9 protein-coding genes are annotated in these 11,543 nt (G+C 43.4%); 4 read left to right on the plus strand and 5 right to left on the minus strand.

Features of this window, described 5'->3' with window-relative positions:
• The first annotated feature begins 157 nt into the window (after positions 1-157).
• Complete coding sequence (locus ACFI6G_RS14915) at positions 158-1,705, plus strand: SulP family inorganic anion transporter (protein WP_010437243.1); 1,548 nt, start codon at positions 158-160, stop codon at positions 1,703-1,705.
• A gap of 133 nt (positions 1,706-1,838) precedes the next feature.
• On the opposite strand, the gene ACFI6G_RS14920 is transcribed toward ACFI6G_RS14915, so the two are convergent.
• Positions 1,839-2,288, minus strand: a complete 450-nt coding sequence (locus tag ACFI6G_RS14920; protein WP_016767663.1) for a low molecular weight protein-tyrosine-phosphatase — start codon at positions 2,286-2,288, stop codon at positions 1,839-1,841.
• An 84-nt stretch (positions 2,289-2,372) separates the two neighbouring features.
• On the opposite strand from ACFI6G_RS14920, the gene cobO reads away from it, so the two are divergent.
• Entirely contained in the window at positions 2,373-2,978 is a 606-nt protein-coding gene (gene cobO / locus ACFI6G_RS14925) for a cob(I)yrinic acid a,c-diamide adenosyltransferase (RefSeq protein WP_010437241.1), read from the plus strand.
• A 227-nt stretch (positions 2,979-3,205) separates the two neighbouring features.
• On the opposite strand, the gene ACFI6G_RS14930 is transcribed toward cobO, so the two are convergent.
• The 3 genes from ACFI6G_RS14930 to apbC form a co-directional block, all read right to left on the minus strand.
• Entirely contained in the window at positions 3,206-5,332 is a 2,127-nt protein-coding gene (locus ACFI6G_RS14930) for an AsmA family protein (protein ID WP_010437240.1), read from the minus strand.
• A 106-nt stretch (positions 5,333-5,438) separates the two neighbouring features.
• Entirely contained in the window at positions 5,439-6,080 is a 642-nt protein-coding gene (udk, locus tag ACFI6G_RS14935; protein ID WP_004734002.1) for a uridine kinase, read from the minus strand.
• A gap of 257 nt (positions 6,081-6,337) precedes the next feature.
• On the minus strand, positions 6,338-7,414 hold the full coding sequence (gene apbC, locus ACFI6G_RS14940; RefSeq protein WP_016787172.1) for an iron-sulfur cluster carrier protein ApbC: 1,077 nt from the start codon (positions 7,412-7,414) through the stop codon (positions 6,338-6,340).
• A 157-nt stretch (positions 7,415-7,571) separates the two neighbouring features.
• On the opposite strand from apbC, the gene metG reads away from it, so the two are divergent.
• Both metG and ACFI6G_RS14950 read left to right on the plus strand, forming a co-directional pair.
• On the plus strand, positions 7,572-9,632 hold the full coding sequence (metG, locus tag ACFI6G_RS14945) for a methionine--tRNA ligase (protein ID WP_010437233.1): 2,061 nt from the start codon (positions 7,572-7,574) through the stop codon (positions 9,630-9,632).
• Positions 9,633-9,841: 209 nt separating this feature from the next.
• A complete protein-coding gene (locus tag ACFI6G_RS14950; RefSeq protein ID WP_102397757.1) occupies positions 9,842-10,321 on the plus strand; it encodes a YehS family protein in 480 nt (159 codons plus the stop codon).
• A 132-nt stretch (positions 10,322-10,453) separates the two neighbouring features.
• Here the strand turns inward: ACFI6G_RS14950 and fadR are convergent, their stop codons facing one another.
• Complete coding sequence (gene fadR / locus ACFI6G_RS14955) at positions 10,454-11,293, minus strand: fatty acid metabolism transcriptional regulator FadR (RefSeq protein ID WP_010437230.1); 840 nt, start codon at positions 11,291-11,293, stop codon at positions 10,454-10,456.
• Positions 11,294-11,543: the final 250 nt, after the last annotated feature.

Raw genomic sequence — 11,543 nt, forward strand, 5'->3', positions numbered from 1 at the left:
CTCAAAGTGGGGTTCAACCTTGAACTTAATCACATTTTTGGGTAGCATTCGCGCACTTATCTTTTCGACACTTCGCTATTGCCGCTCTTTTCCATCACTGTTTGGCTACGCAATACACTCGTGTCGGTAAATCCATTTTTAGCATAGCTGAGCAAACATGTTCGAATTCCCACAATTTTCAAAGCACTCTGTAAAGAATGACGTGCTTTCAGGTCTTACAGTAGCCCTAGCTCTGGTACCTGAAGCCGTAGCATTCGCTTTTGTTGCTGGCGTTGACCCAATGGTTGGTCTTTACGCAGCATTCATCGTAGGTTTAATCACTTCTGTCTTTGGCGGTCGTCCAGGTATGATATCTGGTGCAACTGGCGCAATGGCTGTAGTAATGGTAAGCCTAGTGGCAACCCATGGTGTTCAATACCTATTTGCAGCCGTAATGTTAGCCGGTCTTCTGCAAATTGCAGCTGGTGTATTTAAGCTAGGTAAATTTATCCGTATCGTTCCGCACCCAGTAATGATTGGTTTCGTGAACGGTTTAGCGATCGTTATCTTCTTGGCACAGCTTGGCCAATTTAAAGCGCCTGATGTAACGGGAGCATTAACTTGGTTACCAAGCGGTCAAATGACTCTGATGTTAGGCCTAGTAGCACTGACTATGGGTATCATCCACTTCCTACCTAAACTCACAACAGCAGTGCCTTCTTCATTGGTTGCTATTGTTACGGTAACAGCTTTGGTTGTTGGTCTTGATCTTGAAACTCGTACTGTTGTCGACTTCCTACGTACTATGTCTGGTGATGAAGCAGCGACACTAGCAGGTTCTCTACCAACGTTCTCGATTCCTGCGGTTCCATTTTCATTTGAAACACTGCAAATCATTCTGCCATACGCCATTATCCTTGCGGCTATCGGCTTGATTGAGTCTCTACTAACACTAACGGTACTAGACGAAATGACAAACACTCGTGGTCAATCTAACCGTGAATGTGTAGGTCAAGGTATGGCTAACGTAACGTGTTCAGTATTTGGCGCGATGGGTGGTTGTGCGATGATCGGCCAATCGATGATCAACGTAAACTCAGGTGGTCGTGGTCGTCTTTCAGGTATCGTAGCTGCAGTTGCACTTCTGATGTTCATCCTGTTTGGCTCCGCGCTTATCGAGATGATTCCTCTAGCGGCACTAGTGGGTGTAATGTTCATGGTTGTTATCGGCACGTTTGAATGGGCTACCTTCAAGCTGGCGCGTCGTGTACCTAAGCAAGACTTCTTCGTTATCATTCTTGTAACAGTAGTAACGGTGTTAACTGACCTTGCGGTAGCCGTTGGTGTTGGTGTTGTAGCTTCAGCGTTAATGTTCGCTTGGCAACATGCTAAACACATCTACGCAGACACCTCAGTAAACGCAGAAGGCTCAAAAGAGTACAAAGTTAACGGCCCAATCTTCTTTGGTTCAACGGCTAACTTCCTAGAGTTGTTTGACGCATACAACGATCCACAAGATGTCATCGTTGATTTTGCAAACTCACGCGTTACTGACCACTCAGCGATTGAAGCAATCGACACGATTGCTGACCGTTACGCAGCATTAGGCAAAACTCTTCACCTTCGCCACTTAAGCAAAGACTGTGTCGCTATGCTGCACAAAGCCGGGAGCTTAGTTGAAGCGAACGTTGCAGAAGACCCTATCTACAAAGTAATGTCTAAGTAATCTTAGCTATCGCTTAAATTAGATTTAGAAAGGCCGACATTCGATGTCGGCCTTTTTATATCTATAATTCTTGATATTCTTGATCGTGTTGATCTTGTTCTTTTTTGCTCAAAGACCGAACATCACTTCGACGTTAAATCGAATTTAATATTGCATCACTCGACTCTTCGATTAAATCCAACACTAATTCAAAGCCATTCCCCTCACCATAATAAGGATCGGGAATTTCTTGATACTGTGACTCTCCAAAACTCAAAAACAGCGCGAGCTTGTATTGGAGGTGAACTGGACACTGGCTCATTAAGTCTTCCAAATTAGCTCTATCTGCTGCAAGTATCAGGTCAAACTCTTCAAAGTCATTCATAACTACTTTGCGGGAGGTTATTCCCTTAAAACTGTACCCTCTCTTCTCTCCTGCCGACTTTGAGCGTGAATCCGGTGGATTGCCTTGGTGGAATCCAATTGTACCCGCAGAGTCGACCACAACATCAATCCCTATCTGCTGAGCTTTCTTTCGAAGCACCGCTTCACCTGTTGGCGAACGACAAATATTCCCCATGCAAACAACGAGTATCTTTTTCATCCGTAATCACCTGTTCTTCCGATGGTTTTTGCTATCGTTAAGTTAGGCTATGATAGACGCAATCACAACTTAAAAGGATTTGTTATGTCGACCGAAGACAACAAAGAACAACGCCATAAGGCAAGACAACAGAAAGTAAAAGAACAAGTCGATGCACGAGTGGCTGCAGCACAAGAAGTGAAAGGCTTATTGTTGGTTATTACTGGTAACGGTAAAGGTAAATCAACATCAGGTTTCGGTACCATCACTCGAGCTGTAGGCCATGGTAAGAAATGTGCCGTTGCTCAATTTGTTAAAGGCACTTGGGATAATGGCGAAAAAAACGTTCTTCAAAAGCTGGATGTAGAGTTCCAAGTGATGGGAACCGGCTTTACTTGGGAAACCCAAAACAAGGCTCAAGATATCGAAGCTGCGCAGCGCGTATGGAAAGAGTGTCAACGTATGCTAACCGACGAGTCGATTGATGTAGTTTTATTTGATGAGCTGACGTACATGGTGAGTTATGGCTACATCGAATTGGACGAAGTAGTAGAAGCTCTAAATAATCGCCCGAAAATGCAATCAGTAATTATTACTGGACGTGGTGCGCATCGAACGTTGACTGACATGGCTGATACGGTATCTGAAGTTCGTAACGTGAAGCACGCTTTCGAATCTGGCGTTAAAGCTCTGCAAGGTGTGGATTGGTAATCCCGTTCAATTAGAGATCCCCGACTCGGTCATTCTTCCCTCTCGAGGATGACGACTCTTCAGTGTTACTCCCCTAAATAAAGGATGAGCACCGATCGTCATTCCCTAGAACGAGGGACGAGTGTCATAGAGAATCTCTCGAAAGTATCATAAGCACCCAAACAAAAGCGCCATTCCCTGCAATAAGGAATGGCGCTTTTTTCTATGCTAGTTCAAGCGAGCAGAGATTAGTTAAAGAAGCCTTTCAATAAACCATCAACCGCTTCTTTCGTTTTTTCGTCTTTGATCTTATCCGTTAGCTTATTCACACCACGGTCAATCTCTTTCTGCGCTTTTTGCTTCAACACATCATCAAAAACAAGCGCAAATTTCGGTTCTGCCCACTGGCCAGTGACCTTGATTGGGATAGTGACATCTTTCAGGTCATCGATACTCTTACCACCCTGACCTTCTAAAGACCCAACTATCGATGTTCTCACAAGGAAATCGACTGTCTCATTGATGAAGTTTGCCTTACCTTGGCCCGTCACTCTTAAAAGCGGTGATTGAGCTGACAAGTCATTCGTTGAAACCCAGCCTTTATCCACTTTGAGTGTCGCTTTCATTGCACTGAAATCAGTCTTCTGTGCGCCATCAACTTTTTCGACCTTCTCACCCTTGATCTTGGCGTAGTTTTCTCGAATCAGCTGAGCGACATTAATACCGTTAACCGCACCATCTTCGAAATTAATCGCAATCGTACCGACTAAGTTCTGTTTAATCCCTGTTGGTGTCAAGCTTTTACCTTTGACGTCAACATCGATATTACCAGTACCTTCTAGCATATCGTTTTCAGCGACATCAACCAGTAACGGCTGAACTTTCACACCTTTGATTTTCTTCTTAGCGGTGTAAGTCGCCGGTGTATTACGTGCATCTAATCTAGCTGTTGCAGAGATAGACCCATCGTAGAGATTCGATGTAAATGAGGTTAGCTCCGCGATACCACGATTAACAGAAAATGCTGTTTTAACATTCTGCATCTTCGCGTTGTTCGCTTTGAACTTATCAATCGTGATGTCACCTTTCACGTCTAACGTTTTCAGAGCCGAAAGATCAGGTTCTACTTCTTTAGTAGGAGCTGAACTATCAGAATTTGACGTTGAGCCACCAGCAGAATCAGAAGGCGCTGTGCTCGCTGTTTCTGTTGTCTTACCCAAACCTAAGAACTCATCTAAATCGATATTTGGACTATGGAGAGAGAAACGAACCTTTGGTATTTCAGATAAGGTGACGTCTGCTTTACCGTCTAGCTCGATAGCATTTGCTTGCAACTTCTCTAGCACAAAGCTCAAGTGGCTCTTATTAAGATCAAAGCTTAGGTCAGACAACATATCCACTTTCATTGGTGATTGTGGAAGCGCATCGCCTTTGAGTGTTGAATCTAACGTCAGCTTATTCAATGTGACTTTTGAAATCGCACTATCTACCGTTAGTTCACCACCACCTTTAAGATCAAGGTCAAGGCCTGCGGCGTTACCAACTACAGCATAAGTAAGTTGGTTTACCTTATCGAACTCAAACGTGTTCAAACCAATTTTTGCAGATTCAATCGACGTCGCAGGATCATTGAACTTAGCGTTTAGGTCAATATTGCGAAGTGCGTAACTTGCAAAACCTTCCGCTAATTTAAACTCAGCACTACCTTCTGCAGAGAACTTCTGCTGATTGTTTTCACCAGAGGCAGCAAAGGTCGCAGTGGTCCACGTATCAACCGCAAATTCAGACAAGTTTAAAGACACATCGTATAACTTAGTGAATGAGCCGGCTTGCTTGTCGTCCATTTCAAACAATGCGTTTGAGACAGTAACGCCCGCAAGGTTTATCGTCCAACCTGATACTTCTGTCGTACCTTGTTCTTCGGTCGCTGGCGCGGATTCAGAACGGGTATCTGCAACAGACTCAGGCTCTTGAGACGCTGATGCCTGCGTTAACGCATCGATGTTCTTACGACCATCTTTAAGGGTTTCTAAATAGAATTCTGCACCATCCAGAGTCACGTTGCCGATTTCTAGTTGGTTGCTAAATAGCGGAGTAACCGACACATCAACACCAACGTTATCAACCTTAAATAGGTTAGGTTGGGTAAATCCTTCAGGGTTACGTAATTCAGTTTGACCAAGAGCAAAGCCAATAGATGGGAAGAATTGCCAGCTGATATCACCCTCGATCACGAGCTCTAGGCCGGTGTGTTTTTGGGCTTGTTCGACAATTAATGGCTTAAATTGGTTGGGATTCACTAACAGCACTAGTGCCAGAATTGCTGCAATAACAACAAACACTGGTACAGCTATGAAAATGAGTAGTTTCTTCATCCGCATATTCCTTGCTTAGATTCCAAAAGAAAGTGGCACTATAAAAGTGCCACTGATTCGGTAAAAAATAAAGCTAAGTGAGTCACTTAGGCAAAATTTTATTCGATTAAGACTTCAACAACTTCGCAATGTGCGCTTTTAACACATCAATCGCAATACGGTTTTTACCACCACGAGGAACGATGATGTCTGCGTGTTGTTTTGAAGGCTCGATAAACTGCATAAACATTGGGCGCACTGTTTCTTGATATTGCTTAAGTACCGTGTCCATTGTACGACCACGCTCTTCTACATCACGTTTAACACGACGTAGTAGACAGATGTCTAATGGCGTATCCATAAACACGCTTGCGTGCATTAGTTTACGGAGACGCGGGTCAGTTAGAAGCAGAATACCTTCTAAAATGATCACTTTCTTAGGGGTAAGTGTAGTCGTTTCAGAAGTGCGTGTATGCTCTGTGTAACTGTATTCCGGAACTTCTACTGCATTACCACTCATTAGCTGCTGTAGATGTTCACATAAAAGATCATGATCTAGTGCATTTGGGTGATCGTAGTTAGTTTTAACACGCTCTTCCATACTCAAGTGGCTTTGGTCGCTGTAATAGCAATCTTCCGTGATAACACCAATTTGATGGTCGCCTACTTTTTCGCGCAATTCATTATAAATTGTACTAGCAATCAGACTTTTTCCTGAAGCTGAAGCGCCAGCGATACCTACGATGACACATTGATTATTATCAGACATTAATTTTGCACCCGATATGGTTTGGTGGTGGGAAGAGATAAACCGCCTGATTATAGGGGCTAAACAACATAGATTCTAGTCGCCATTTTAGCTAATTGCAGTCAAATTGATGATATCAATGCATTTAATGAATACAATCGTTTGCTTTCAAATAACTTACCTACAACTATTTGCACAACCCCAATGGCTATTTCCTAAACCCAAAAAGCCATTTATCTTACCAACCATTATTTACAAGACATTGAGAGTGGCCAACTTTATTCAACCATAGAGAAGTTAATTGCTTCCGGTCTCGCTTTTCCCGTCCAAAACATCTTCGCAGCAACATTTTCAGCAAGCTCTAGATAATGACGAGTATGTTCGCTGTCAGGGCGACGTATTACCGTTGGGCAGCCAGCATCAATGTCTTCTCGTACATCAATATGCAGTGGAATTTGCGCCAAGATATCGAGGAAAAATTCTTCAGACATAGCCTCTGCGCCACCAGCGCCAAAGATATGCTCTTTCTCACCACAATGACTACAAATATGGTAGCTCATGTTTTCGACGAGACCCGCCACAGGTACGTTCACTTTATCGAACATCGCTACACCTTTACGTGCATCGGCTAAAGCCAAATCTTGAGGAGTCGTCACGACTACCGCGCCCGTTACTGGGATCTGCTGCGACAACGTTAGCTGAATATCACCCGTGCCCGGTGGCATATCGATAACAAGGTAATCCAACTCTGGCCATACGGTTTCGTTAACAAGTTGGCCTAAAGCTTTAGCTGCCATAGGGCCACGCCAGATTGCCGCATCGTCTTTCGACACAAGATACCCAATAGAATGTGTAAAAATGCCATGCGCCTCAATTGGCATCATCCATTTATTATTCTGTACTTGTGGTCTTGCGTCTAATTGGCCAAGCATCATAGGCACTGACGGGCCATAGATATCTGCATCCAGCAAACCGACTTTTGAACCTGACTTAGATAACGCGAGCGCAAGGTTTACCGAAGTTGTTGATTTACCCACTCCCCCCTTGGCAGACGTTACCGCGATAATGTTCTTAACGCCTTTCAATGGTGTAGCAACGGTAGTTTCAAGCGCTGATGGCTTCACATTCACTTCGAATTGAAAAGCGCTGACAAGTTGCTGTTCGATCTGAGCGTTAATCCAGTATTTAAGATCAGCAGCCAGTTGATTCGCAGCAAAAGGTAAAGTAATAACAAATGATCCACGCGGATCAACCGATACAATATTTTGGTGTTGCGCCCACTCAGGAATGAGGATTGGTGATTCGAACTCATTCAACCATGAACAGAAATCTTGCTTAGAAGTAAAGTTACGCATTGAGGCTCCTTTTTTATTTATGCTATCACCCACGAGATAAAGACTGAACCCCTAAAAAACTAGGGGAATCCTTTGTCTGATACCTTGGCGTATCACACGTTATAAAGTAGTATTACCTCTCAAAATTTATACCTATCAAAAAAGCGAATTATTAAGTATGGCAACTGATCCAAGACAACTTTTGGTAACTTGTGCGCTTCCGTACGCTAACGGCTCTATTCACCTTGGTCATATGCTTGAGCATATCCAAGCTGATATCTGGGTTCGATACCAGCGTCTACGTGGCAACACTGTAAACTTCATCTGTGCTGACGATGCTCACGGCACGCCAATTATGCTTAAAGCTCAACAGATGGGTATCACACCAGAAGAGATGATCGCTGCTGTTAGTGAAGAGCACCAAAAAGACTTCGCTGGCTTTGATATCAGCTTTGATAACTACCACAGCACACACAGCGAAGAGAACCGTGAACTGGCTTCTCACATCTACCTAGAACTTAAAAAGAACGGCTTCATTTCTAGCCGTACTATTTCTCAGCTTTTCGACCCTGAGAAAGAGATGTTTCTACCAGACCGCTTCGTAAAAGGTACTTGCCCTAAGTGTAAATCAGAAGACCAGTATGGTGATAACTGTGATAACTGTGGTGAGACATATAGCCCAACTGAACTGATTAACCCTAAATCAGCGGTTTCTGGCGCAACTCCAGTAATGAAAGACTCTGAGCACTTCTTCTTCGACCTACCTCAGTTCGAAAGTATGCTTAAAGAATGGACTCGTTCTGGCTCTCTACAGAATGAAACTGCAAACAAAATGCAGGAATGGTTTGAGTCTGGTCTGCAACAGTGGGATATCTCACGTGATGCACCTTACTTTGGCTTTGAAATCCCAGGTGAAAAAGACAAGTTCTTCTACGTATGGCTAGACGCACCTGTTGGCTACATGGCTTCTTTCAAGAACCTATGTGACAAGCGTGACGATCTAAACTTCGATGAATACTGGAAGAAAGACAGCACAACTGAGCTTTACCACTTCATCGGTAAAGACATCGTTTACTTCCACAGCCTATTCTGGCCAGCAATGTTAGACGGCGCAGGCTTCCGTAAGCCAAACAACGTATTCGTGCACGGCTACGTAACAGTGAACGGTGCAAAGATGTCTAAGTCGAAAGGCACATTCATCAAAGCAAGCACGTACCTAAACCACCTAGACCCTGAGTGTCTGCGTTACTACTACGCAGCTAAGCTAAACAGCCGTATCGATGATTTAGACCTTAACCTTGAAGACTTCACTCAACGTGTAAACGCTGATGTAGTAAACAAGATTGTTAACCTAGCTTCTCGTAACGCTGGCTTCATCACTAAACGTTTTGAAGGCAAGCTAGCTGCTGAATTTTCAGAACCTGAGCTATACAACGAATTCGTTGCTGCTGCTGAGCGTATCGGCGAGCTATACGAAACTCGTGAGTTCAGCCGTGCTATCCGTGAAATCACTGCACTAGCGGATAAAGCTAACCAGTACATCGATGAGAAAGCACCTTGGGTTCTTGCAAAAGAAGAAGGTAAAGAGAAAGAGCTTCAAGAAGTTTCTTCTGTTGGTATTAACCTATTCCGCGTACTAATGGCTTACCTGAAACCAGTAATGCCAGAGCTTGCAGCTCGCACTGAGGCTTTCCTAAACGAAGAGCTAACGTGGGAAGCGATTGCGACTCCGCTAACTGATCACGAGATCACTAAGTTCAAAGCGCTATTCAACCGCATTGATCCTAAGAAAGTGGAAGCAATGGTTGAGTCTTCTAAAGAAGATGCAGCCACAGAGGCAGCAGCGAAAGAAAAAGCAGAAGCTGAAAAAGAACAAGCAAGCCAAACTGAGCTAGACAAAGAGCCAATCGCAGACGAGATTGAGTTCGATGCCTTTGCTGCAGTAGACATGCGTATTGCTCGTATCATCTCTTGTGAAGAAGTACCAAAAGCGAACAAACTACTAAAGTTCCAACTGGACATCGGTGGTGAGACTCGCCAAGTATTCTCTGGCATCAAATCAGCATACAAACCTGAAGAGCTAGAAGGCAAGCTAACCGTAATGGTAGCTAACCTAAAACCTCGTAAGATGAAGTTTGGTATGTCTGAAGGCATGATCCTGGCAGCTGGCCCTGGCGGCAGCGACCTGTGGATCCTTGAACCACACGAAGGTGCTCAACCTGGTATGCGTGTAATGTAATTCTGGCTTCAGTCAGATAACAAGCACTCATCACTAAATCCCTAATGCATTTTTAACTTGAAAGAGTTAATCAGCATTGGGGATTTTTTATATCTACCGAAAATAAGCGTTCTCTGTTAGAGTCGCCGTCAACTATGCTATGTAGAGTAGAAATTAGTTTGTCGACGATAAACACCTCTTTACTCTAAAACCATTTTTAGGAATCCCCAGTGACTAACAACGAAATCTTGCGTCGTATTCAACACGCACTAAACCTTAAAAATGCACAAATCATCAAAGCTATCGAACAAGCTGATGTGACCGTTGCTCATGACCAAGTGATTAACTGGCTAAAAGACGACAACGACAAGTCATGCTCTAAGATGAAAGATAAAGAGTTAGCGGTACTCCTAAATGGTTTCATCAACCTTAAGCGTGGCAAGAAAGAAGGCGAGCAACCTAAACCTGAAGTTGCACTGACGAACAACATGATCTTCATGAAGCTTCGTATCGCATTAAACATGAAAGCAGAAGATGTTTTGGACGTACTAGAAGTAGTTGGCATTAGCTTAAGCAAATACGAAATCGGCGCTTACTTCCGCAAGCCAGAGAACAAGAACTACAAAGTATGTGAAGACCAACTACTTTGCGATTTTCTAAATGGCGTGCAATTTACTAACCGTCCAGACTCAGAAGAGTTTTCAGGGTAAGTTACTGCCTATTGATAAGTTTTCACCAACTATCGATGAATAAAAAGCGGCGAGATAATTTGATTATCTCGCCGCTTTTTCGTTTTCTTTACGTCACCGACTAAACAGGAACAACAATAGTAAACCTATGGCTTAGCTGTCGTCTTCAGTGAAGTTCGTTGGTAATGTCGTTTTCATTTCATTCCAAACTTGTGCACTTGCGATGCCGTAGTTACGAATCACTAATGGCAAGTTTTCACGTTGGCCGCTCTCGCAGATAATGAACAACTCTTTATAGAAGTCCATCGCCAAGCGTCGAGCTTCTGGGTTAGAGAAGTAGTAACTGCCAATTCGGTCATACAATTTACGCACACCATTAAAAATCAGGCCATAGATTTGGTTGCCTGAATGGAATGCCAGGCGTTGGAAAAGCATGTAGTCATAAAAGTTAAAAGTCTTCGCGATTAGTATCGTCTGACGTTTCGCTTCATCTTTTTCTACATCTTCTTTCACTGATTGTTTGATCTTATCAGCATAAGGTGAAGACTCTAAAAACTCGTCCCACGTTGGTGCCGCAAGTAGCGCTTCGCAAGATTCAATCACATTACTGATCGTACGCTCTGAAGCTTCTTTATTTGATTTGAATGCGTAACGCATAAAGATAGGGCTGATATTCGTTCGAGCAGCAAGCAAGTCTTCTACCATCTTACTTGCATTATCCACGTCCAACGTCATCAATGTATCGAGAATATGAAGACCTGAGGTTTCCATAAACTGATTAACTTTCGTTGGCTTGCCATGTTGGATTGTCAACCAACCATCACGTGCAAGACGCTGAAGTACTTCACGAAGCGTAGTCCGTGTAACGCCAATCAGCTCGGAAAGCTCACGCTCTGCTGGCAAGATAGAACCTGGAGGGAAACGGCCATTCCAAATACTTTCAATAATATACTTCTCTGCAAATCCTGCCGGGCTCTTCGCCTTAATGACCATCTACACTTCAATCCAATTTAATTATTCTGTTTTAATTTACTCATCATACCACTAGTCACACCTAGCGGAAACACCCTCAAAAGTTTTACTCCCCCAAAACACGAGTAGAGTTAAAACTCTAAAGTTCAGCACACGTTTGCAACTTAGCTTTAGAAAGCAAGCAACTACAAACCACCATTTCAACAAATTATTAACACAACAAATTTCCTTTTAAATCAATGATGTTGGTCATATTTTTAAAACCACTAAA

The sequence above is a fragment of the Vibrio sp. PSi01 genome, assembly GCF_054960695.1.

Bases quoted from the DNA above. Each gene is read 5' to 3' on its own strand.
- ACFI6G_RS14915 (WP_010437243.1), top strand. From the start codon at position 158: ATGTTCGAATTCCCACAATTTTCAAAGCACTCTGTAAAGAATGACGTG.
- ACFI6G_RS14920 (WP_016767663.1), bottom strand. From the start codon at position 2,288: ATGAAAAAGATACTCGTTGTTTGCATGGGGAATATTTGTCGTTCGCCA.
- cobO (WP_010437241.1), top strand. From the start codon at position 2,373: ATGTCGACCGAAGACAACAAAGAACAACGCCATAAGGCAAGACAACAG.
- ACFI6G_RS14930 (WP_010437240.1), bottom strand. From the start codon at position 5,332: ATGAAGAAACTACTCATTTTCATAGCTGTACCAGTGTTTGTTGTTATT.
- udk (WP_004734002.1), bottom strand. From the start codon at position 6,080: ATGTCTGATAATAATCAATGTGTCATCGTAGGTATCGCTGGCGCTTCA.
- apbC (WP_016787172.1), bottom strand. From the start codon at position 7,414: ATGCGTAACTTTACTTCTAAGCAAGATTTCTGTTCATGGTTGAATGAG.
- metG (WP_010437233.1), top strand. From the start codon at position 7,572: ATGGCAACTGATCCAAGACAACTTTTGGTAACTTGTGCGCTTCCGTAC.
- fadR (WP_010437230.1), bottom strand. From the start codon at position 11,293: ATGGTCATTAAGGCGAAGAGCCCGGCAGGATTTGCAGAGAAGTATATT.